Genomic DNA, 21,524 nt, shown 5'->3' with positions numbered 1-21,524 from the left:
CGCACACCTTTCCAGCAGGCGTGCGGGTGGCCTTTCCCGGCACGCGAGCGTGCGGTGAAAGGCCGGGCCGCCTGACCGATCTGTGCTTGGCCCAGTGGCAAAGACAGCTTAGATCATCAGGCAGTACGAAAAATTCTGGCGATACCGGGGCCGATGTGACCCTTCGTCGCATTTCAAATTATTACTGTCATCCGCGAGCAACGCTGGCGAAATGGCGTCAATGATCGGCAAACCCTGATCATAGCGGGCTCAACGCTAAACAAGGTTGAGTCGCATTTATTTACTTATCCCCTCACCCTTGGAAAGGTTACGTGCTTATGACAAATCGATCATTCACACGGTGACTCGCATTCGATAGAACTGGTCTCAGGCCACTTCGCAACGAGGTGGCACTTTCAGCTCGCCACGCCGGCAGCGAGCGCACACCGGCAGAAAGACTCTGCCCGGCCTCGGAGAGGCCGACGGGACATTACAGTCAACAAGTGAGGGCAACACCCTATGAGAAGACTTAAGCGTGATCCGTTGGAAAGAGCATATTCACGTGGCTACCAATACGGGGTCACCGGCAAATCCCGCGAACTTTGCCCCTTCAATCTTCCTTCTGTTCGCCAAGCCTGGATCAACGGCTGGCGTGAAGGTCGCGGTGATAACTGGGACGGAATGACTGGCACCGCTGGCATCCATAGACTCAACGAAAATCACGCCGTTGGCTGAACGAGGACACTGAATTCGATTTACCATGCACGCCCTATCCGGGCGGCGGGCGAAGGCCCAGGGGCCCCTTGATGGGGCCCTTTTTTATGACTTCGAATCCATATCCGCGCTGGCTTCTTCGCGGGCTCGCCCGCTCCCACAGGCTTCAGCAGTGCGCTGGACCCTGTGGGAGCGGGCGAGCCCGCGAATGGGCCGGCCAGGTCACCGCGGCATCGCAGCGATAGCGTCCACCGCCTCGCGAATCAACGCTGGCCCTCTGTAAATGAAGCCCGAATAAATCTGCACCAGGCTCGCCCCGGCAGCGATCTTCTCGGCGGCATGGCGGCCTTCGGTAATGCCGCCAGCGGCAATGATCGGCAGCTTGCCGCCCAGCTCGCCCGCCAGCACCTTGACGATATGGGTGCTCTTCTCCAGCACCGGCGCGCCCGACAGGCCGCCCGCCTCGCCACCGTACGGCAACCCTTCGACACCTTCACGCCCCAGCGTGGTGTTGGTGGCGATCACCGCATCCATGCCCGACTCCATCAGCGCGGCGGCCACCAGGGCGGTTTCTTCGTCGCTCATGTCCGGGGCAATCTTGATTGCCAGAGGTACGCGCTTGCCATGCGTGCCGGCCAATTGCTCGCGGCGCTCGGCCAGGGCATCGAGCAGCTGCTTGAGCGAATCGCCGAACTGCAGGCTGCGCAGGCCCGGGGTGTTTGGCGAACTGACGTTGACCGTGATGTAACTGGCGTCGGTGTACACCTTGTCCAGGCAGATCAGGTAGTCATCGACGGCACGCTCCACCGGGGTGTCGAAATTCTTGCCGATGTTGATGCCCAGCACCCCGTTGTAACGCGCAGCCCGCACCCGGCCGAGCAGGTGATCAACGCCCAGGTTGTTGAAACCCATGCGATTGATGATGGCCGTTGCCTCCGGCAGGCGGAACAGCCGCGGCTTGGGGTTGCCCGGCTGCGGGCGCGGGGTGACGGTGCCGATTTCGACGAAGCCGAAGCCCAGCTGGGCGAAACCGTCGATGGCCGCTCCGTTCTTGTCCAGGCCGGCCGCCAGGCCCACCGGGTTGGCGAAGTTCAAGCCCATGACCGTAACCGGCAAAGCCGCCGGCTGCTTGCACAGCATGCCGTTGAGGCCAAGACGGCCACCGGCGCCGATCAGGTCCAGGGACAGGTCGTGGGAGGTTTCCGGAGAAAGCTTGAACAGCAGCTGGCGGGCCAGGGTATACATGGGCGGGCAAGGCTCGGGGTGAATGAGGGGGCGATTATAGCCAGCGCGAGGCCGGCATGACAGCAAATCGTGGGGCTGCCGCGCAGCCCATCGCCGGCAAGCCAGCTCCCACAGGTACAACACAAGGGCTGAAACCTGTGCTGTATCTGTAGGAGCTGGCTTGCCGGCGATGAGGCCAATGCAGGCGGCACAAGGCAGTTGCTCCACAGGGATGCTCCCACAGGTACAACACAAGGGCTGAAACCTGTGCTGTATCTGTGGGAGCTGGCTTGCCGGCGATGAGGCCAATGCAGGCGGCACAGGGCAGTTGCTCCACAGGGATGCTCCCACAGGTACAACACAAGGGCTGAAACCTGTGCTGTATCTGTGGGAGCTGGCTTGCCGGCGATGAGGCCAATGCAGGCGGCACAGGGCAGTTGCTCCACAGGGATGCTCCCACAGGTACAACACAAGGGCTGAAACCTGTGCTGTATCTGTGGGAGCTGGCTTGCCGGCGATGAGGCCAATGCAGGCGGCACAGGGCAGTTGCTCCACAGGGATGCTGCCAGATGGCACATCGGTTGCACCGGAAAAGCCCACAGCCTTATCAGTACGGGCGAGGAACCTTGTGAACACTGTACCCCGAGCAACGCCCCTGGCCTGGGTCAACGGCAGCGACGCGCCGGAAAAGCCCAGCCTGAACATCGGCTACATGGCCCTGACCGACTGCGCCTCGGTGGTAGTCGCCGCCACCCAGGGCTTCGCCCAGCAGCACGGCCTTACCCTCAACCTCAAGCGCCAGGGCTCCTGGGCCGGGCTGCGCGACAAGCTGGTCAGCGGCGAGCTGGATGCCGCGCACTGCCTGTATGGCCTGGTGTACGCCGTGCACCTGGGCATCGGCGGTGTACCGGCCAGCGCCATGGCCGTGCTCATGGGGCTGAACCAGAACGCCCAGGCCATAAACCTGTCCCCGGCCCTGCAGCGCAAAGGCGTGACCAACCCTGAAGCATTGGCACGCCTGGTGCACCAGCATGGCGCACGCCTCACCTTCGCCCAGACCTTCCCCACCGGCACCCACGCCATGTGGCTGTATTACTGGCTGGCCAGCCAGGGCATCCACCCATTGCGCGACGTCGACAGCGTGGTGGTGCCACCAGCGCAGATGGCCGCGCATATCCAGGCCGGGCGCATCGACGGTTTCTGCGTGGGCGAACCCTGGGCTGCCGATGCCGTAGCCACGGGCCAGGGCTTCACCCTGGCCACCAGCCAGTCGATCTGGCCGGACCACCCGGAAAAGGTCCTGGCCTGCGCCCGCGCCTTTGCCGAGCAATACCCCAACAGCGCCCGCGCGCTGATCAAGGCGGTCCTCGCCGCCAGCCGCTTCATCGAGCAAAGCCCGGAGAACCGCCGCAGCACTGCGCAACTGCTCAGCGGCAGCGCCTACCTGGACACCCCGCTGACAAGTATCGAACCACGCCTGCTCGGCAGCTACCACGATGGCCTGGGCAACCACTGGCAAGACCCGCATGCCCTGCGCCTGCACGACCATGGCCGGGCCAACCTGCCGTACCTGTCCGACGGCATGTGGTTCATGACCCAGTTCCGCCGCTGGGGCCTGCTGCGCGACGACCCCGACTACCTCGGCGTGGCCCGCCAGGTCCAGCAGCTGGCACTGTATGGCGAGGCGGCACAAAGCCTCGGCGTGGCCTGCCCCGAGCAGCCGATGCGCAGCAGCCTGCTGATCGATGGCAGCCGCTGGGACGGCAGTGACCCCTACGGTTATGCCCGCAGTTTCAGCCTGCATGCACTGGGCGACCTGCCTGATGCCCGTGTCGGCGCGTGAGGGGGACCATTCATGTTGCGCATCCTGCTGATCGACGACACCCAGAGCAAACTCGGCCGCCTCAAGGCGGCCTTGAGCGAGGCCGGCTTCGAGGTCATCGAAGCCCCGGACCTGACCATCGACCTGCCCGCCTGCGTCGAAACGGTGCGCCCGGACGTGGTGCTGATCGATACCGACTCACCGGACCGCGATGTGATGGAACAGGTGGTCCTGGTCAGCCGTGACCAGCCGCGACCGATCGTGCTGTTCACCGACGAGCACGACCCCGGGGTGATGCGCCAGGCGATCCAGGCAGGGGTCAGCGCCTACATCGTCGAAGGCATCCATGCCGCGCGGCTGCAACCGATCCTGGACGTGGCCATGGCCCGCTTCGAAAGCGACCAGGCGCTGAAGGCGCAGCTGCTTGCGCGCGACCAGCAACTGGCCGAGCGCAAGCGCATCGAGCAGGCCAAGGGTTTGCTGATGAAGATGAAGGACTGCAACGAAGAACAGGCCTACACCCTGATGCGCCGCCAGGCCATGAGCCGGCAGCAGAAGCTGATCCAGGTGGCCGAGCAGATCATTGCCATGCACGAGATGCTGGGGTGACGCCTCGTTCAAAACCTCACGCGATCCATGTGGGAGCGGCCTTGTGTCGCGAAAGGGGCGCGTAGCGCCCCCCGAATTTTTCAGCTTCTCCGCAGATATTGCCGGGGCTGCTGCGCAGCCCATCGCGACACAAGGCCGCTCCTACAAGGGGACTGCAACTTCTCAGAGTTGGCCCATCTCTTGCTGAACAAATATCACCGGTAGCCAACGGCGGTTGCCCACTTGATCCCGACAAAGACGTCGCTCTCCCCTCCACCCACGTGGAACGGGTAGCGGCGTCTTTTTCGTTCCGTTGCATTGCCGAGTGAGGTGTTCGATGAGTACCAGCTTCTGGAAATCCGGGCATGTGCCCACGCTGTTCGCCGCGTTCCTGTACTTCGACCTCAGCTTCATGGTCTGGTACCTGCTTGGCCCACTGGCGGTGCAGATTGCCGCCGATCTGCAGCTGAGTGCACAACAACGGGGCCTGATGGTGGCCACGCCGATCCTGGCCGGGGCGATCCTGCGCTTTGCCATGGGCGTGCTGGTCGACCGCCTGTCGCCCAAGACCGCCGGGCTGATCGGCCAGGTGGTGGTCATCATCGCCCTCGCCGCTGCCTGGCACCTGGGCGTGCACAGCTATGAGCAAGCGCTGCTGCTGGGCGTGTTCCTCGGCTTTGCCGGTGCCTCGTTCGCCGTGTCACTGCCGCTGGCCTCGCAGTGGTACCCGCCACAGCACCAAGGCAAAGCCATGGGCATTGCCGGTGCCGGCAACTCCGGCACGGTGTTCGCCGCCCTGCTGGCCCCGGCGCTGGCTGCGGGCTTTGGCTGGAACAATGTGTTCGGCTTCGCGCTGGTCCCGCTGTCGCTGGCCCTGTTGGTGTTCGCCCTGCTGGCACGCAATGCTCCGCAGCGGCCCAAGCCAAAAGCCATGGCCGACTACCTCAAGGCCTTGGGCGACCGTGACAGCTGGTGGTTCATGTTCTTTTACAGCGTCACCTTCGGCGGCTTCATCGGCCTGGCCAGCGCCCTGCCCGGCTATTTCAGCGACCAGTATGGCCTGAGCCCGGTCACCGCTGGCTACTACACCGCTGCCTGCGTGTTCGCCGGCAGCCTGATGCGCCCGCTCGGCGGCGCCCTGGCCGACCGCTTCGGCGGCATCCGCACCCTGCTGGGCATGTACAGCGTGGCGGCCATCTGCATCGCTGCAGTCGGCTTCAACCTGCCTAGCGCCGCCGCCGCACTTGCCCTGTTCGTCAGCGCCATGCTCGGCCTGGGGGCCGGCAATGGCGCGGTGTTCCAGCTTGTGCCGCAACGCTTCCGCCAGGAGATCGGCGTGATGACCGGGCTGATCGGCATGGCCGGCGGCATCGGAGGCTTCCTGCTGGCCGCCGGGCTTGGCACCATCAAGCAGCACACCGGTGACTACCAGCTGGGGCTGTGGCTGTTCGCCAGCCTGGGCTTGCTGGCCTGGTTCGGCCTGCACGGCGTGAAACAGCGCTGGCGCACCACCTGGGGCTCGGCTGCGGTTACCGCGGCACGGGTCTGAGGCACAGCCATGAGCCTGCAACTGAACTTTGCCCAGGCCAGCGCCACCGGGCCGCGCGAGGAAAACCAGGACGCCCTGCGCCTGGTTACCCCGGCGCCAGAGCTGGCCGCCAGCAAAGGCTACCTGTTCGCCCTCGCCGACGGCGTCAGCCAATGTGCCGATGGCGGCCTGGCAGCCCGTGCCAGCCTGCAGGCGCTGGCCTTGGACTACTACGCCACCCCCGCGACCTGGAGCGTGGCCCAGGCCCTCGACCGCCTGCTGCTGGCGCAGAACCGCTGGTTGCGCGCCCAAGGCAGTGGCCAGCCACTGCTGACCACCCTCAGCGCGCTGGTGCTGCGTGGCCGGCGCTTTACCCTGGCCCACGTGGGTGACTGCCGCGTGTACCGCTGGCACGCTGGGCGCCTGCAATGCCTGAGCGAAGACCATGTATGGGACCAGCCAGGCATGCAGCATGTACTGAAGCGCGCACTGGGCCTGGACCAGCACCTGCTGGTGGATTATCTGGAAGGTGAGCTGCAGCCGGGCGAGAGCTTCCTGCTGTTGAGCGATGGCGTATGGGCCAGCCTGGGCGACCAGCACATCCAGGCGGTGCTGCGCGAGCAACCCGACCTGCAACTGGCCGTCGACACCCTGGTCGCCAGCGCGCACCTGAACGGCAGCCAGGACAACGCCAGTGCCTTGCTGGTGCAGGTCGAGCAACTGGGCACGGCCAACCTGGGCGACACCTTGGCGCAACTGCAGCAATGGCCAGTGCCCGGCCCGCTGCGTGAAGGCCAGGTGATCGATGGCTGGCAAGCCGAAAAGCTGCTTTCGCAAAGCCGCCAGTCGCTGCTGTACCGGGTGCGCGATGGCCAGGGCCAAGCCTGGCTGCTGAAGACCCTGCCCGCCGCACGCGAGCAGGAGCCCGGCGCGGCGCAAGGGCTGTTGCTGGAAGAATGGTTCCTGCGCCGGGTCGCTGGCCGGCACTTCCCCGAACTGCACACCGCCAGCCAGCGCCAGCACCTGTACTACGTGATGCGCGAATACCCCGGCCAGAGCCTGGCAGCGCTGCTGGCCGAGCACGGCCCGCTACCCATGCCGCAGTGGCTGGAGCTGGCCCGGCAGCTGCTGCAAGCGGTCGGCGTACTGCACCGGCGCAACCTGCTGCACCGCGACATCAAGCCAGAGAACCTGCACCTGGGCAGCGATGGCCAGCTGCGCCTGCTGGACTTCGGCCTGGCCTACTGCCCGGGCCTGTCCGAAGACCCGCTGCACGAGTTGCCGGGCACGCCGTCATACATTGCCCCGGAAGCGTTCGACGGCCAGCCGCCCAACCCACGCCAGGACCTGTATGCCGTGGGCGTGACGCTGTATCACCTGCTGACCGGGCATTACCCCTACGGCGAAGTGGAGGCTTTCCAGCGCCCGCGCTTCGGCCAACCGGTCAACGCCGCGCGCTACCGCCCCGACCTGCCGGAATGGCTGCAGCACAACCTGCAGCAGGCACTGGCAGCCGACCCTGCGCAGCGCTTCGAAACCGCCGAACACTGGTTGCTGCTGCTCGAACGTGGCGACCGCCAGGAACTGCCCAGCCGGCCACGGCCGTTGCTGGAGCGCGAACCGTTGAAGGTCTGGCGCACCCTGGCCCTGCTGTCCTTACTGTTCAACCTGATACTGCTGCTCACCCTGCTCAAGGGCTGAACGCACCTTGCCGATGAGGAAACCCTGATGAATGCGAAAGTCTGGCTGGTTGGTGCTGGCCCTGGCGACCCCGAACTGCTCACCCTCAAGGCTGTACGCGCCTTGCAGCAAGCCGCTGTGGTGATGATCGACGACCTGGTCAACCCGGCGGTGCTGGAGCATTGCCCGCAGGCCCGGGTGATTGCCGTGGGCAAGCGCGGCGGCTGCCGCTCCACCCCGCAGGCGTTCATCCAGCGCCTGATGCTGCGCCATGCGCGGCAAGGGCGCTGCGTGGTCCGGCTCAAGGGCGGCGACCCGTGCATCTTCGGCCGAGGTGGTGAAGAGGCGCTGTGGTTGCAGGGGCATGGCATCGAGGTGGAAGTGGTCAACGGCATCACCGCCGGCCTGGCTGGCGCCACGCAATGCGGGATTTCCCTGACCTCACGGGGTGTGAGCCGGGGCGTGACGCTGGTCACGGCACATACTCAGGACGACAGCGAACTGAACTGGGCGGCCTTGGCCCAGGGCGGGACGACGCTGGTGGTGTACATGGGCGTGGCCCGGCTGGAGCAGGTGCGCCAAGGGTTGCTGGACGGGGGCATGGCACCGGCGACGCCGGTGGCGATGATCGAGAATGCCTCGTTGCCGCAGCAGCGGGAGTGCAGGAGCGATGTGCGGGGGATGGTCGAGGATGCGCGGGGGTTTGGCTTGCGTAGCCCGGCGATTTTGGTGATTGGGGAGGTGGTTGGGGAACAGGTGGTTCAGGAATTGGTGGCAATTGCAGGATGATGCAGTGCCTGTAAAGGCCCCTTCGCGGGCTTGCCCGCTCCCACAGAGATTGCACACAGCCTGCGGCATACGACGAGCCTGTGGGAGCGGGCAAGCCCGCGAAGGGGCCGGCACACGCCACACAAATCCCAGGCAAAGAAAAACCCGGCCGAGGCCGGGTTTTTCATGAAGCTTCAAACCAATTACTTGGCCTGGGCTTCTACCTGAGCTTCAACGCGACGGTTGACAGCACGGCCTTCTTCGGTGGCGTTGTCGGCAACCGGACGGGTTTCGCCGTAGCCAACCGAGTCAACACGGCTGGATTCCACGCCGTACTGCTGGGTCAGGACCTGCTTGACAGCGTTGGCACGACGCTCGGACAGCTTCTGGTTGTAAGCGTCTGGGCCGACGGAGTCAGTGTGACCTTCCACGGTGGTGGTGGTCTGTGGGTACTGCTTCATGAAGTCAGCCAGGTTCTTGATGTCGCCATAGCTGTTTGGCTTGACGACCGACTTGTCGAAGTCGAACTTGACGTCCAGCTCAACGCGAACGACTTCGGCAACAGCCGGGCAGCCATCAGCGTCAACGGTAACGTTGGCCGGGGTGTCTGGGCACTTGTCGACGTTGTCGCAAACGCCGTCGTTGTCGGAGTCGGAGCACACTTCGGCAACTGGAGCCGGAGCGACTTCAGCTTGCTTCGGGCTACCGCCGAAGTTCAGACCAACACCAACGGTCGGGCCCCACTCGGTGTTGCCGTTGTCGATGTTGTACATGGCTTCTACGCCAGCACGGGCGAAGAACATGTCGGTGATGTACCACTTGGCGCCAGCGCCAACGTTGGCGAAGGTGGAGTGGTCGCGGCCGCTACGAGTGGCCTGGCCCAGGCTCTCGTGAGCGAAACCGGCGGAAACGTACGGACGCAGAGCGTCGCCCACGGTACCGAAGTGGTAGGTGGCGTCGAGCTTGGCCTTGGAACCTTTGATGTCTTTGTTGAAGACTTCACCACGAGCGTTGTGGGTCTCGTTGTAGCCGAGGTCCAGGGAAACGTCGTCGGTCAGGAAGTAGCCCAGGCGAACACCAGGATTGGTGCCGTCGTTCTTGAAGTTACGTTCGCTGTCGTAGTACTGCTTGGTAACGTTGCCTTCGATTTCCACAGCGCCTTGGCCTTGAGCCAGAACGCCGAACGAAGTAGCAGCGACGAGCGAGCCAATGGCCAAGCCCAAGGTGTTTTTCAATTTCATCCGTTAAATCCCCATCTGGTGATAGTTAAGCAGTCCCACCACAAACAAGGGGGACAACTCGACGGCAAGTCTAGCAGAACTCGCCGGTTCGTTAGAGATATTTGCACGCCACTAAGTTTCATCGAGGCCGGCAAATTTCTCCCGAAGCTTGTCTAGCGCGCGCTTGTAGCGCATTTTTGTCGCGCTCAGGCCCATGTGCATGATGTCGGCAATTTCCTGAAACTCCAGCTCTGCGACAAAACGCAGCACCAGGATTTCCCGGTCAATCGGGTTCACATGCACCAGCCACTTGTCCAGCCCGCCTTTTTCTTCCGGCTTCGGAGCCTTGTCTTCGGACGCCTCTTCAACAGGGTCCAGACTCAAGGCATCCATCAACCGACGTTTACGGCGCTCCTTGCGGTACTGGGTAATGCATTCGTTGTAGGTGATGCTGTAGAGCCAGGTCTTGAACTTGGACTTACCCTCGAAGTTCTTCAGCCCGTACAGCACTTTCAACATGACTTCCTGACAGACATCGTCCGCGTCACGGTCGTTCCCCAGATAACGCGCACAGACGTTGAACAGGGTCCGTTGGTAGCGCCGCATGAGCTCTTCATAGGCGCGGGTAACGTGGTACAGCTCCTCATGCGAACGCGCCACCAACTCTTCGTCGGTGAGCTCGCGGGGGTCATAACGCATGGGCGGCGAATGAACTTTATTCAAAACGGATCTGGCCGACAGTCAGGTCAATGTCGCCGCGCGACCCCGTGGGTCGATTTTCGCGGCGGCATACATTAACAGCTTTGTGCGGTTAGCGGCTATTGACTCGCTGTTCAAGCAGCTCACGATTGGACAGCGACACCAGTTCGCCATCATCGGTCAGCAGCGTCGTCTTGACCGTACCGATCTCCTCGATATGCCCTTCGACCTCGCCAATCCGCACCTGCTGGCCCACCTGGTACAGCTCGCGCACGTAGATGCCGGCCAGGATCTGCCCGGCGATTTCGCGGCTGCCCAGGCCCATTGCCAGCGCAACGGCCAGACCAACGGTAATCAGCCCGATCACGATCACATGGTTCAGCAGGTCGGTTTTCACCTCCAGCTGGCTGATGGCCACCGAGATGCTGATGATGATCACCAGGCCCTGGGTGATACGCCCCAGGCCTGCCGAGTATTCCAGGCCGATGCCTTCGGCAGCGCCACGTACCAGGCCGTTGGCCACCTGGGCCAGCAGCACGCCGGCCAGCAGCACCAGGGCTGCGCCGAACACCTTCGGCAGGTACAGGGCAAGCATGTCGAGGGTTGCCGAGACCCGCTCCAGGCCCAGCGACTCTGCGGCCGAGACCAGGAAGATGAGCAGCACGAACCAGTAGACGATCTTGCCGATCAGGGTGGAGATGGGTACCTGGATGCCGACCCGGCCAAGCATCTTGGTCAGGCCGGTGCCGGCCATCAGGCGGTCCAGGCCGAACTTGGCCAGCAGTTTGGACAGCAACGTGTCGAGCAGCTTGGCCACCACGAAACCGAGCAGCACCACGACCAGCGCGCCGAACAGGTTGGGGATGAAGTTCGCTACCTTGGTCCAAAGGGCAGTCATGGCGGTGACCAGGCTCTGGGTCCAGAGATCGAGTTCCATATTCAATCGGCCTTATCTGCTTTGCTGCCGTTGGCAGCGTTGCGGGAAGAGTGTCGACGCACCGGCGCAACATGCGCCGCGCCATTGTTCACGGCGATCAGCAGCGCCTGGCTCCAGCGGCCAAGCAGGCTGAACAGATCGCCCGCGCCAACCTGGCGGTTGGCGGTTTTCAGTACGCGACCCAGGCAAGCGGCGTCGTCCCGGTCGTCCCGGTCATTGCCGGAGGGTGACGCCTTGAGCAGGTCGCGCAGGGATTCTTCAAACGGATCGTGCATGGGCACCTCGCGCAGTGTCAGTCAGAGACGAGATGGCCGGTCGATGGGTCACACATCGCATTGGGACGAGTGTTTCAAAATGAATGGCGCTTGCCTGCACTGGCCCTATCGCCGGCAAGCCAGCTCCCACAGGGGTACCACAAGCCTTGAAACCTGTGGTGTACCTGTGGGAGCTGGCTTGCCGGCGATAGGGCCGGTGCAGGTCAATGAGCATCTATACCCACCGCAACCGCCGGAACAGCCACCACTGCCCCACCGCCAGCCCCAGCACGACGATGCAGGCAAACAGGAAGCCATAGGGGTTTTCCGCCCCGGGGATGCCGCCGACATTGATGCCCAGCAGCCCGGTGATGAAGCTCATGGGCAGGAAGATGCAGGTGATGATGCCGAAGCGGTACATGGTGCGGTTCATGCGCTCGCTGCGCCGGCGATCCTGGCTTTCCAGCACCAGGGCGGCCCGTTCGCGGGTCAGTTCCAGCTCTTCGAGGTAGCGGATCAGGCTGTTGTTCAGCTCGTTCCAGTAATCGGCGTCGGCATCGACGAACCAACTCCATTTGCTACGCGACAGCTGGGCGTAGATCTCTCGCTGCGGCGCCAGGAAACGCCGCAGACCGGCGGCACGCCGGCGGATCTGCTGCAGGCAGCCATTCTCTGGGGTATACCGTTCGTCGGATTCGACCTTTTCTTCTTCCAGGTCGACCAGTTCGGACAGGTCGCTGACCAGGCCCTGGACCTTTTCGGTCAGCAGTTCGCCCATCAGCAGCAACAGCTCGGAAGCCGATTTCGGGCCCCTGCCCTCTTCGAGCTGCTGGAGAATCTCGTCACTGGCGCGCAACGGCCGCAGGCGCAGCGAGATGACCCGCTGCGCCTCGGCGAAGATGCGCACCGAGACCATGTCTTCAGGCTCTGCACCCGGGTTGAGGTTGACCCCACGCAGGAACAGCAACAACTGTTCATCGGCCATGGGCAGCAGGCGCGGCCGGGTATTTTCTTCCAGCAGCAGCTCGCAGGCGAATGCGCTCAGGCCGCTGTCGTGCAGCAGCCAGGTGCGGGTTTGCGGATGGCTGCGGTCCCAGTGCAGCCACAGGCTCTGCTCGGGTTGCAGCTGCAGGTCGTCCAGCTCGGTACGGGCAATCGAGCGCGCGCCGCCTTTGCCATCGAGCACCAGGGCGTGTACCAGCCCCCACTGCGCGTTGTCTTCCTCGAACATCAAAGCTCCATCAGCGCGGGCGGCGCATTACTCCGGCATTTTCAGCGGGCTTGGCGAGACCAGCACGCCGTTGTTGTCGGCATACACGTACTCGCCCGGGCGGAAGGTCACCCCGGCGAAGGTCACTGCCACGTTGAGGTCGCCGATGCCGCGCTTGTCGGTTTTCATCGGGTGACTGGCCAGGGCCTGCACGCCGACGTCGGTCTGGATCAGCACGTCGACGTCACGCACGCAGCCGTAGATCACCAGGCCTTCCCAACCGTTCTTGGCAGCCTTCTCGGCGAGCATGTCGCCGAGCAGTGCGCGGCGCAGCGAGCCACCACCATCGACGACCAGGACCTTGCCCTTGCCATCGAGTTCGACCTGCTCCTTGACCAGCGAGTTGTCTTCGAAGCACTTGATGGTGACGATCTGGCCGCCGAACGAATCGCGGCCGCCGAAATTGCTGAACATCGGTTCCAGCACCTGCACCAGGTCCGGGTAGGCATCACACAGGTCGGGCGTAACGTAATGCTGCATGGGAAGCTCCTGTCAGTCACAACGAAAGCGGGTATCGGCCAAGGCTACACCGTAGAGCCCATTGCAGTCATCCGGGACCAAGCAGTCAGTTGTGTTTTACCTGTACCGGCCCTATCGCCGGCAAGCCAGCTCCCACAGGCCCCCGCTGGCTTCAGGCTAGTGGTACTCCTGTGGGAGCTGGCTTGCCGGCGATAGGGCCAGTACAGACACAGCAGAATCAACTGGCGGGCACAGGCTCCGCCGCCACCGTGGATTCATGCACCGGCACCAGCGGATCCCGCAGCCAACGCTCCACCAGCGGCCACACCTGCACCTGCGCGGCCTTGCTCACCAGCATGTCGACATGCCCGAAAGCCTCGAAGCCTTCCTCGAGCCCCAGCCGCAAAAACTGCTTGCGCTCACCGCCCAATTGCTCGAACAGCTTGCGGCAGGCCCACACCGGGTCCTGGAAGTCCCCCGCACCAGCCACCGCCAGCAGCGGCACATCCACCTCGGCCAGCCCCGCCCACCAGTCGCTCTGCCTGTCGCCAAAGCGCCCGAACAGGCCATGCCAGCGCATGCTCTCCAGGGCCAGGCCGATCGGCTCATCCTCCGGCCCACGCTTGAAACGCGGCCCGGAAATCTGCCCCCAGCGCTTGAGCAGCAGCTTCGCCCCCCAGGCCAGCGGCGGCACCTTCAACGGCCAGTACACGCGGCTGATCTGGGTACCGAACAGCGCCACGCTGGCCACCTGCTCGGCAGGCAGAAAACCACCGCCCAGCGCTGCCGCCAGGGTCGTACCACCCAGGGAATGGCCGACCCAGTGCGGCGCCTGGCCCGATTGCTCGCGCACGAACGCGGCAATCAGCGGCAGGTCATCGCGGGCATAGGCGGCGACGCTGTTGTGCTTCCAGTCATGGTTACGCGGCGACAGGCCGTGGCCGCGCATTTCCGGGATCCACACATCGAAGCCGGCGCGGGCGAGATAGGCCCCCAGGCCAACCCCTTTGGGCGAGTACCAGAAGCGGCGGTTGGAGAAGCTGCCGTGCAGGAGAATGACCGGCACGCCCTGGGCCTGGCCCTGATCGGCCAGCCCCAGGCGGGTGACAGCCAGCTCGACGCTGGGGTCAGGGCTGTTGCCGGCCTTGATCCGGTACACGTCTTCGCTGAGGTCGCCGCGGCGCTCGGCACTGAGCAGGGCCACGGGGAATAGAGTGCTGCTGCTTTGCATAAGGTTGCTTGGTGCACAAAAAAGGGCGGGATCCATTGCTGGAGCTCGCCCTGGAAAAAACCAGGCGGGGGTACGCCAGACGTACCCCCGCGTTTTACTGCATCAGACCGCGCCCTGCCCTTCGGCCAGGTAGAACCAGGTTTCGAGTACCGAGTCCGGGTTCAACGACACGCTGTCGATGCCTTGTTCCATCAGCCACTTGGCCAGGTCCGGGTGGTCCGACGGGCCCTGGCCGCAGATGCCGATGTACTTGCCAGCCTTGTTGCACGCGGCAATGGCGTTGGCCAGCAGCTTCTTCACCGCAGGGTTACGCTCGTCGAACAGGTGGGCGATGATGCCCGAGTCACGGTCCAGGCCCAGGGTCAGCTGGGTCAGGTCGTTGGAGCCGATCGAGAAGCCGTCGAAGTATTCCAGGAACTCTTCGGCGAGGATGGCGTTGGACGGCAGTTCGCACATCATGATCACGCGCAGGCCGTTTTCGCCGCGGGCCAGGCCGTTTTCGGCAAGCAGGTCGACGACCTGGCTGGCTTCACCCAGGGTACGCACGAACGGCACCATGATCTCGACGTTGGTCAGGCCCATCTCGTTGCGCACGCGCTTGAGCGCACGGCACTCGAGCTCGAAGCAGTCACGGAACGATTCGCTGATGTAACGCGAAGCGCCACGGAAGCCCAGCATCGGGTTTTCTTCTTCCGGCTCGTACAGCTTGCCGCCGATCAGGTTGGCGTACTCGTTGGACTTGAAGTCCGACAGGCGCACGATGACCTTTTTCGGGTAGAAGGCCGCAGCCAGGGTGCTGATGCCTTCGACCAGCTTCTCGACGTAGAAGCCGACCGGGTCGTTGTAGCCGGCGATGCGCTTGTCGACGCTGTCCTTCAGGTCGGCTGGCAGGCCTGCGTAGTTCAGCAGTGCCTTGGGGTGCACGCCGATCATGCGGTTGATGATGAACTCCAGGCGCGCCAGGCCGACACCGGCGTTGGGCAACTGGGCGAAATCGAACGCACGGTCCGGGTTGCCGACGTTCATCATGATCTTGAACGGCAGGTCAGGCATGGCGTCGACCGAGTTCTGCTTGACGTCGAAGCCCAGCTCGCCCTCGAAGATGAAGCCGGTATCGCCTTCGGCGCAGGATACGGTCACGCCCTGGCCGTCTTTCAGCACCTGGGTGGCGTTGCCGCAGCCGACCACAGCCGGAATGCCCAGCTCACGGGCGATGATCGCCGCGTGGCAGGTACGCCCACCACGGTTGGTGACGATGGCGCTGGCGCGCTTCATCACCGGTTCCCAGTCCGGGTCGGTCATGTCGGAGACCAGCACGTCGCCCGGCTGGACCTTGTCCATTTCCGATACGTCGTTGATCACGCGGACCTTGCCGGCGCCGATGCGCTGGCCAATGGCGCGGCCTTCGACCAGAACGGTGCCCTTCTCTTTGAGCAGGTAGCGCTCCATGACGTTGGCGCTGGAGCGGCTCTTCACCGTCTCGGGGCGCGCCTGGACGATGTACAGCTTGCCGTCGTCACCGTCCTTGGCCCATTCGATGTCCATCGGGCGCTGGTAGTGCTTCTCGATGATCATGGCCTGCTTGGCCAGCTCGCTGACCTCGGCATCGGTCAGGCAGAAGCGCGCGCGCTCGGCGCGGTCCACTTCGACGGTCTTGACCGAACGGCCGGCCTTGGCTTCTTCGCCGTAGACCATCTTGATCGCCTTGCTGCCCAGGTTGCGGCGCAGGATGGCCGGGCGGCCGGCCTCCAGGGTTTGTTTGTGCACGTAGAATTCGTCAGGGTTGACCGCACCCTGCACCACGGTTTCGCCCAGGCCGTAGGCGCCGGTGATGAACACCACGTCGCGGAAGCCCGACTCGGTGTCGAGGGTGAACATGACGCCGGCGGTGCCGGTTTCGGAGCGGACCATGCGCTGCACGCCGGCGGACAGGGCCACCAGCTTGTGGTCGAAGCCCTGGTGCACGCGGTAGGCGATGGCACGGTCGTTGAACAGCGAGGCGAACACTTCCTTGGCCGCGCGGATCACGTTGTCGACGCCGCGGATGTTGAGGAAGGTTTCCTGCTGGCCGGCGAACGAGGCGTCCGGCAGGTCTTCGGCGGTGGCCGAGGAACGCACGGCAACTGCCATGTTGTCGTTGCCGGCAGCCATTTCGGCGAAGGCCGTACGGATTTCCGAATCCAGGCGGGCCGGGAAGTCGGCTTCCATGACCCACTGGCGAATCTGCGCGCCGGTCTTGGTCAGGGCGTTGATGTCATCCACGTCGAGTGCGTCGAGCGCGGCGTGGATACGGTCGTTGAGACCACTCTGTTCGAGAAAATCGCGGTACGCCTGCGCCGTAGTGGCAAAGCCGCCCGGCACCGATACACCAGCACCTGCGAGGTTGCTGATCATCTCGCCCAGGGATGCGTTCTTGCCCCCCACATGCTCCACATCATGGACGCCGAGCTTATCGAGGGAAACTACGTACTCTACCAAGGTGATCTCTCCGGTTACTGGCGCAAACCCTTGTCTTTATTGAGGTTGGCGCTAATGAGTCTGTTGTCGAACGAAGCGGATGTTAAACTGCTGTTAGAAAACTGTCACAAGGTATCGTGCCCACTGGCGGACGCTTGGGTCTACCGGAGGACTGGCGGAGTCTACTACCTCCGTGTGCGTCCTGCTGGGACCTCGAAGCAAACCATGACCATCTCCCTCAAGACACGGAGCCGTGAAACTGCAATGCGCTACAGCCGCCGTATCGAAGCTGCACTCAAGGTCTTCCATCTGGAGCGGCCAGAAGACACCTGGAGTCAGCTTGTGGTTCCCCTTCGCAACCTCGCCGAGTCCCTCCTATGGGAACTGGTGCAGAGTGATGATCGGGTAGCACTGTCCTTAGAATACTCTGAGTTACTGGAGGATCTGCAAGCTATTCAAGGCGGTAGCCCGATGACCGTTGATAGGGTCAAGGCTATTAATACTGGTGTCCGCATCGTGAAGGCTGCTCAGGAACGACTCCACAAGGGTGACCCTACGCCACTCAGCACGATCATCGAGGAACTCCAAGGCCAAGAGGACACAGTGGTTCCTGAGGCACCTGTAGTGGATCCGGAGTGCGTCACTCTGTCGCGCTTGGGCGCTGAGTATCTTGAGGAGCAGCAGGACTCCTTGGCACCTGCCTCAGTGCGGGACATGAAGTCGGCCATCAAGACACTGGCAGAGGCCCTCACTGTAGACGGCTCTGAGATCAACTTGAAGACTCACACCCGGCAGGACATGGTGCGGCTCAAGGCGAATCTGATGGAGGGCCGCAAGCCCCTCACGGTGAACAAGCTGCTCACTCGCCTCGGGACCCTACTGTCTTGGGCGGAGAACAACGGGTATATCGAGAAGTCGTTCAACAAGGGCCTCAAGATCGCTAAGGGCGCTGAGAGTGGCCGTAAGGCGTTCACAGAGGCGCAGACGCGAGACTTGATGAAAGCCATGGGTGAACTCCCGGTCACCTCTTGGAAGCGCTGGGCGATGTCCCTCGGTGCCATCACAGGGGCACGTATCGGTGAGATCTACCAGCTGAATAAAGAGGATGTCCGGAAGGTCGGGAATGAGTGGGTCATTGATTTGAATACCAATCATGGTAAGACCCTAAAGAACAAGCACAGCGAACGTGTAGTGCCGCTGGTAGATGGTGCCTACGGCTTCGACCTCCAAGGGTTCCTTGAGTACGTGAATGGCGTTGAGGGTGACAAGCTGTTCGACCGGGTAGCTCATAACTTCACTCGGGTTCTCAATGAGACTCTGCGTGATGTCCTACAGCATGACTCCGGTGAAGGCTTGACGTACCACTCGCTGCGCCACACGTTGGCCGGTGTGATGAAGCAGCAGGGAATCCAAGTGAGCACCGTGCAAGCGATCCTCGGGCACAGTTCGCAGACCATCACCTTTGATCTGTATGGCGGTGACGCTCGACTGGCCGTAGGTAAGCTGGCAGATGCTCTACGTGAATCCCTGATGGTGTAGGTCTTGAATTGATATAACAAAGGTGAGGAAACCGGGAGGAACCTAAGTGTTAACTTTAGGAACACCCCCGGTCCCCCACTACGAGTGAGGACTTCTGGACCCCGCATGGAACGGGGCCTCCAGAGGTGCTACAGAATGAAGTTCTGATAGCCTCCATCGTCCTCCCACATGATCGTCACGTCCCCACCGAGATCGAGCATCCGGTGATCCTCGAAGCCAGCCAGATCGGATTCCATGTGCTTCTCAAGGAACTCCAAGATCATCTCGCTGGATCCCTTGGCGCTGTCGCGCTCCATGGACTCCACGAAGTACTGCACACCGATAGCCAGGGCATCGAGACGGTCATCGTGCTTCAAGGCCCCACGGTCACGGGTGAGCCGGGTGAGCTGGTAGAAGCCGCAATATGAGATGTCGAAGTTGCCTTCGTGGTTCCGGGCGGTGCGGTAGTCTTCCTCCACGACCTGCTCGTTCACCACCAGCTTGTGGCTGCCCAGGACAGGCTCCAGAACGTCCGCTATGCGCTGTTCTTTCTGACCCTTGGACTTCACCTCGGTAATCGTGCAAGGCCACACACGGGTCATCACAGGGCTGAATAGCTTGAGGTACATACCGTCACCGAAGTTACCCTCAATGATCACCTCGTTCACCTTCCACTTCTTACCGATCTTGGCGAGGCCCTCAAGGGTCGCATCGTCGTACCCGCCACGGTAGCCGCCCCACTCCATCAGGAACAGGTAGCCGTTCAGCTGATACAGGACCGCATAACCTGTCTCATCCTTACCACGGCCCGAGGGGTCGATCACGAGGACCTTCGACTGGTAGGCCGAGTAGCTCCCGTCTACGTTCTGGTAGCGGTGGAAGCGGTCACCGTTGAGGCCCACGTTAGGCAGCGTATCCAGCTGGTTAGAGGCGTTCGGGAGCCACTGGAAGCCCAATGGTGCCTTCTCGGGTTCGAGAGCCGCTACGATGAAATCTCGCAGCCTCAGAGGGTATCGCTGGGCATCGCTGAGGTTGGGGTTGAGCATGAACTGCAACTCGAAGCCACCAGCACCGTACGACAACTCACGCTCACGCAGATCACCGTCATCGAAGCGCACAGGGTCCGTAGGCATCCAATGCAGCGACGAGTCTGCCTCCAGATCCGCGAGGAGCATAGGGGCGAGCCGGTGGCCGTACAGGGACAGCGCCTTGTCGTCCTTGGGATAACGGGCAGGCCAGATGGTTGTCGTGTAGCCGCGACCTTCCAGTTCCTTGTAGAGCGTCATCTCGGTTTGTGGTGTGCCGAGGTAGATGATCGTTCCGTCAGGCTTGAGGATCGCATCGAACTCCTTCACGAGTTCCGACAGTCGCTCACGGGCAAGCTGAGTGGCCGAGTTGTTCGGGACCTCAACGTCATCCGCCAAGATGATGTCGGCACGGGAACCGGTAAGCTGCCCGGTGATACCTACGGACTTCACGGACGGCGAGTGGTCAGGCAGTGCAGGCCCCACGTCGAACGCGATGGTAGAGTCCCGCTGGCCGTTCCGTGGCTTGAGTTCGTGCAGGAATGGAAGCAGGTCGATGATGCGCTTGATGAATACGCTGTTGGCGTCCGCTCGTTCCTTGGAGGCCGAGACGATCATCACCTTCGTGTCAGGGCTATTCCACAGCAGCCACACCACGTAGGCGCACAGGATGAACGACTTCCCGATCCCTCGGAATGCCTGGAGGATGAACCGGCGCTCGTCGGCCTTGGACACCTTGCGGGCCATGTCCACCTGACACCGGGTCGGCTTCGGGAGCTTCAAGGCCATCCACAGGACGAATAGGAAGGCCACGAAGTCTTTCTTCATGCGTTGCAGTTGTTGAGCGTCCTTGCTCATAAATCACCTCCTATTGGGTAGGCGTGTTCTCCTCTTGAAGTACGCGAATGGTTTGTTGAAGGGCTGTCACTTGGTCGTCGGCTTTGCGGGCTTGTCCGATAAGAAATTCAGCAGATCGGTCTGATAGCTCGGCGTAGCCATCAGGCTCGCATCGACCACTACCTGTGACTGCGGACTCTTTGGCGTCTGCAAGCTCGATGCGCAGCCGGATACCGTCAGAATGAAGCTGAGCAATAGTGCTGGCCGACTGAGCGTCAGCGTTCGCCTGAGAGGCCGTGTAGCGCTCTGAGATGGCATACAGTTCTCCTTGCATGTCTTGGCGCATCCGGTCGGTCTGCTCGAATGCGGTTACTTGATGTTCGAGGGCTTCCCTGTTAGCCGTCCCGTCCCGGTAGAGGTATCCACCGAGAAACGAGAGGCCCACTAACAAAGAAACCCCCACGGCTTTCGCTATGAGGGTCTGTAGGAACTCCATGGGTCAGTGCCTTGTGAGTTCTTCGTCGAGGTCGGGTACAGCGTCCAGCGCATGAGCCAGTTCGCCCAGCAGACCTTCGTCGGGCTGGAGCTTGGCGATGGTGAACTTGTGACGTTCGAGGTACTTGCCGACAGCGTTGTACAGCTGCGGTGTGCGCCGCTCAGGGTCGCGAAGGTCTGCCAGAAGGTTACGACCGGTTTCCGTGTCGATGGCCTCCAGCAGCTGTTCGAGGATGGATTGAGACATAGGGACCTCCTTGTCTTAGGTCTTGGTGAGTGGCTCCTTCTTGAAAGCCTTGTAGACGGCCAAGCCGGTCATCACGAGGGAGTACAGGATGGCGGAGGCATAGAACCATTCATTCATGGTCATGCCCCAAATGAGGCGGCTCGCAGCGTCTGCGGCAGCAGCCCCAGCAACGGGAGTGGCTTGCACCACCCCATTGTTGAAGTCGATCTGGATCATGCGGTCATCTCCTTAATAGTGCGTCTCAGGTTCTTGGCGAGAGACAGTTCGTCGTCCGTGGCGAGGCCGAGGATCACGTCAGGCATCAGCTTGTCGAGGTCCGCTTGGAGATCATCGACAGTGACATCAGGACGCTCGTAGTCGGCCACAGGACCGAAGGCCCCAGCATTAGCTTGTTCGTACAGCCACCGCCCGTGATCCATCGTGTCCTTGGGATGCGCCGTGAACGGCACCTCACCGAGATTCTCGAAGTAGACCTTGAGGTCGATACCTGTGCCGTCCTTGGTTCTTACGGGCGCAGAGGCCCTCAGGACAGCCAAGTGACTGCCCTTGAATAATGGTTCCATGTGTTCTCC

General features: G+C 62.6%; 21 protein-coding genes. 7 read left to right on the top strand and 14 right to left on the bottom strand.

Features of this window, described 5'->3' with window-relative positions; all coding sequences use genetic code 11:
- Positions 1-498: 498 nt before the first annotated feature.
- Entirely contained in the window at positions 499-714 is a 216-nt protein-coding gene (gene rmf, locus CAG34_RS09085) for a ribosome modulation factor (RefSeq protein ID WP_003248687.1), read from the top strand.
- Positions 715-915: 201 nt separating this feature from the next.
- Here the strand turns inward: rmf and CAG34_RS09080 are convergent, their stop codons facing one another.
- A complete protein-coding gene (locus CAG34_RS09080) occupies positions 916-1,938 on the bottom strand; it encodes a quinone-dependent dihydroorotate dehydrogenase (RefSeq protein ID WP_025338291.1) in 1,023 nt (340 codons plus the stop codon).
- Positions 1,939-2,545: 607 nt separating this feature from the next.
- Here CAG34_RS09080 and CAG34_RS09075 point away from each other — a divergent pair.
- The 5 genes from CAG34_RS09075 (at position 2,546) to cobA (ending at position 8,324) form a co-directional block, all read left to right on the top strand.
- Complete coding sequence (locus CAG34_RS09075; protein ID WP_085589391.1) at positions 2,546-3,760, top strand: CmpA/NrtA family ABC transporter substrate-binding protein; 1,215 nt, start codon at positions 2,546-2,548, stop codon at positions 3,758-3,760.
- A 12-nt stretch (positions 3,761-3,772) separates the two neighbouring features.
- Positions 3,773-4,348, top strand: coding sequence for an ANTAR domain-containing response regulator (locus tag CAG34_RS09070; RefSeq protein WP_025338289.1), 576 nt, complete (start codon positions 3,773-3,775; stop codon positions 4,346-4,348).
- A gap of 316 nt (positions 4,349-4,664) precedes the next feature.
- Positions 4,665-5,876: a NarK/NasA family nitrate transporter gene (locus CAG34_RS09065; protein WP_085589389.1), complete on the top strand. Its 1,212-nt coding sequence runs from the start codon at positions 4,665-4,667 to the stop codon at positions 5,874-5,876.
- Between the two features lie 9 nt (positions 5,877-5,885).
- A complete protein-coding gene (locus tag CAG34_RS09060; protein ID WP_085589387.1) occupies positions 5,886-7,556 on the top strand; it encodes a bifunctional protein-serine/threonine kinase/phosphatase in 1,671 nt (556 codons plus the stop codon).
- A 27-nt stretch (positions 7,557-7,583) separates the two neighbouring features.
- Positions 7,584-8,324 (top strand): uroporphyrinogen-III C-methyltransferase, encoded by a 741-nt coding sequence (gene cobA, locus CAG34_RS09055; RefSeq protein ID WP_085589385.1) that lies wholly within the window; start codon positions 7,584-7,586, stop codon positions 8,322-8,324.
- Between the two features lie 182 nt (positions 8,325-8,506).
- Here the strand turns inward: cobA and CAG34_RS09050 are convergent, their stop codons facing one another.
- From CAG34_RS09050 to ppsA, 8 genes are all read right to left on the bottom strand, one after another.
- The gene (locus CAG34_RS09050) at positions 8,507-9,544 is read right to left on the bottom strand and encodes an OmpA family protein (RefSeq protein ID WP_004376136.1); all 1,038 of its coding nucleotides are present in this window, start codon (positions 9,542-9,544) and stop codon (positions 8,507-8,509) included.
- Positions 9,545-9,655: 111 nt separating this feature from the next.
- Positions 9,656-10,222 (bottom strand): RNA polymerase sigma factor SigX, encoded by a 567-nt coding sequence (sigX, locus tag CAG34_RS09045; protein WP_003248665.1) that lies wholly within the window; start codon positions 10,220-10,222, stop codon positions 9,656-9,658.
- A 112-nt stretch (positions 10,223-10,334) separates the two neighbouring features.
- Positions 10,335-11,159: a mechanosensitive ion channel domain-containing protein gene (locus tag CAG34_RS09040; protein WP_004376138.1), complete on the bottom strand. Its 825-nt coding sequence runs from the start codon at positions 11,157-11,159 to the stop codon at positions 10,335-10,337.
- Positions 11,160-11,161: 2 nt separating this feature from the next.
- Positions 11,162-11,434, bottom strand: a complete 273-nt coding sequence (locus CAG34_RS09035) for a hypothetical protein (protein ID WP_004376140.1) — start codon at positions 11,432-11,434, stop codon at positions 11,162-11,164.
- 214 nt (positions 11,435-11,648) lie between these two features.
- Positions 11,649-12,644 (bottom strand): zinc transporter ZntB, encoded by a 996-nt coding sequence (locus CAG34_RS09030; protein WP_063913854.1) that lies wholly within the window; start codon positions 12,642-12,644, stop codon positions 11,649-11,651.
- Positions 12,645-12,671: 27 nt separating this feature from the next.
- Positions 12,672-13,163 (bottom strand): ribonuclease E activity regulator RraA, encoded by a 492-nt coding sequence (gene rraA, locus CAG34_RS09025; protein ID WP_021785500.1) that lies wholly within the window; start codon positions 13,161-13,163, stop codon positions 12,672-12,674.
- A 217-nt stretch (positions 13,164-13,380) separates the two neighbouring features.
- Positions 13,381-14,373 (bottom strand): alpha/beta fold hydrolase, encoded by a 993-nt coding sequence (locus CAG34_RS09020; protein WP_256573539.1) that lies wholly within the window; start codon positions 14,371-14,373, stop codon positions 13,381-13,383.
- 102 nt (positions 14,374-14,475) lie between these two features.
- Positions 14,476-16,806, bottom strand: coding sequence for a phosphoenolpyruvate synthase (gene ppsA, locus CAG34_RS09015; RefSeq protein ID WP_371858038.1), 2,331 nt, complete (start codon positions 16,804-16,806; stop codon positions 14,476-14,478).
- 249 nt (positions 16,807-17,055) lie between these two features.
- Between ppsA and CAG34_RS09010 the strand changes: the two genes are divergently transcribed.
- Positions 17,056-18,369, top strand: a complete 1,314-nt coding sequence (locus CAG34_RS09010; RefSeq protein ID WP_158091094.1) for a tyrosine-type recombinase/integrase — start codon at positions 17,056-17,058, stop codon at positions 18,367-18,369.
- A 128-nt stretch (positions 18,370-18,497) separates the two neighbouring features.
- Here the strand turns inward: CAG34_RS09010 and terL are convergent, their stop codons facing one another.
- The 5 genes from terL to CAG34_RS08985 all read right to left on the bottom strand — a co-directional run bounded on the left by terL (position 18,498) and on the right by CAG34_RS08985 (position 21,515).
- Positions 18,498-20,231, bottom strand: coding sequence for a phage terminase large subunit (terL, locus tag CAG34_RS09005; RefSeq protein ID WP_085589378.1), 1,734 nt, complete (start codon positions 20,229-20,231; stop codon positions 18,498-18,500).
- Positions 20,232-20,297: 66 nt separating this feature from the next.
- On the bottom strand, positions 20,298-20,528 hold the full coding sequence (locus CAG34_RS29415; protein ID WP_371858037.1) for an Rz1-like spanin outer membrane subunit: 231 nt from the start codon (positions 20,526-20,528) through the stop codon (positions 20,298-20,300).
- Positions 20,529-20,709: 181 nt separating this feature from the next.
- Positions 20,710-20,952 (bottom strand): DNA packaging protein, encoded by a 243-nt coding sequence (locus CAG34_RS08995; RefSeq protein WP_085589373.1) that lies wholly within the window; start codon positions 20,950-20,952, stop codon positions 20,710-20,712.
- A gap of 15 nt (positions 20,953-20,967) precedes the next feature.
- On the bottom strand, positions 20,968-21,168 hold the full coding sequence (locus CAG34_RS08990) for a type II holin (RefSeq protein ID WP_085589371.1): 201 nt from the start codon (positions 21,166-21,168) through the stop codon (positions 20,968-20,970).
- Positions 21,165-21,515, bottom strand: a complete 351-nt coding sequence (locus tag CAG34_RS08985) for a hypothetical protein (RefSeq protein ID WP_085589369.1) — start codon at positions 21,513-21,515, stop codon at positions 21,165-21,167. The genes CAG34_RS08990 and CAG34_RS08985 overlap by 4 nt, the downstream gene beginning before the upstream one ends.
- Between the last annotated feature and the right edge of the window lie 9 nt (positions 21,516-21,524).

The sequence above is a fragment of the Pseudomonas sp. B14(2017) genome, assembly GCF_002113255.1.
Lineage (GTDB): Bacteria > Pseudomonadota > Gammaproteobacteria > Pseudomonadales > Pseudomonadaceae > Aquipseudomonas > Aquipseudomonas putida_Z.
Note: the sequence above shows the minus strand (reverse complement) of the source record. Positions and strands in the feature narration are given on the sequence as shown.

Bases quoted from the DNA above. Each gene is read 5' to 3' on its own strand.
- rmf (WP_003248687.1), top strand. From the start codon at position 499: ATGAGAAGACTTAAGCGTGATCCGTTGGAAAGAGCATATTCACGTGGC.
- CAG34_RS09080 (WP_025338291.1), bottom strand. From the start codon at position 1,938: ATGTATACCCTGGCCCGCCAGCTGCTGTTCAAGCTTTCTCCGGAAACC.
- CAG34_RS09070 (WP_025338289.1), top strand. From the start codon at position 3,773: ATGTTGCGCATCCTGCTGATCGACGACACCCAGAGCAAACTCGGCCGC.
- CAG34_RS09065 (WP_085589389.1), top strand. From the start codon at position 4,665: ATGAGTACCAGCTTCTGGAAATCCGGGCATGTGCCCACGCTGTTCGCC.
- CAG34_RS09060 (WP_085589387.1), top strand. From the start codon at position 5,886: ATGAGCCTGCAACTGAACTTTGCCCAGGCCAGCGCCACCGGGCCGCGC.
- cobA (WP_085589385.1), top strand. From the start codon at position 7,584: ATGAATGCGAAAGTCTGGCTGGTTGGTGCTGGCCCTGGCGACCCCGAA.
- CAG34_RS09050 (WP_004376136.1), bottom strand. From the start codon at position 9,544: ATGAAATTGAAAAACACCTTGGGCTTGGCCATTGGCTCGCTCGTCGCT.
- sigX (WP_003248665.1), bottom strand. From the start codon at position 10,222: ATGCGTTATGACCCCCGCGAGCTCACCGACGAAGAGTTGGTGGCGCGT.
- CAG34_RS09040 (WP_004376138.1), bottom strand. From the start codon at position 11,159: ATGGAACTCGATCTCTGGACCCAGAGCCTGGTCACCGCCATGACTGCC.
- CAG34_RS09035 (WP_004376140.1), bottom strand. From the start codon at position 11,434: ATGCACGATCCGTTTGAAGAATCCCTGCGCGACCTGCTCAAGGCGTCA.
- CAG34_RS09030 (WP_063913854.1), bottom strand. From the start codon at position 12,644: ATGTTCGAGGAAGACAACGCGCAGTGGGGGCTGGTACACGCCCTGGTG.
- rraA (WP_021785500.1), bottom strand. From the start codon at position 13,163: ATGCAGCATTACGTTACGCCCGACCTGTGTGATGCCTACCCGGACCTG.
- CAG34_RS09020 (WP_256573539.1), bottom strand. From the start codon at position 14,373: ATGCAAAGCAGCAGCACTCTATTCCCCGTGGCCCTGCTCAGTGCCGAG.
- CAG34_RS09010 (WP_158091094.1), top strand. From the start codon at position 17,056: ATGACCATCTCCCTCAAGACACGGAGCCGTGAAACTGCAATGCGCTAC.
- terL (WP_085589378.1), bottom strand. From the start codon at position 20,231: ATGAGCAAGGACGCTCAACAACTGCAACGCATGAAGAAAGACTTCGTG.
- CAG34_RS29415 (WP_371858037.1), bottom strand. From the start codon at position 20,528: ATGCCATCTCAGAGCGCTACACGGCCTCTCAGGCGAACGCTGACGCTC.
- CAG34_RS08995 (WP_085589373.1), bottom strand. From the start codon at position 20,952: ATGTCTCAATCCATCCTCGAACAGCTGCTGGAGGCCATCGACACGGAA.
- CAG34_RS08990 (WP_085589371.1), bottom strand. From the start codon at position 21,168: ATGATCCAGATCGACTTCAACAATGGGGTGGTGCAAGCCACTCCCGTT.
- CAG34_RS08985 (WP_085589369.1), bottom strand. From the start codon at position 21,515: ATGGAACCATTATTCAAGGGCAGTCACTTGGCTGTCCTGAGGGCCTCT.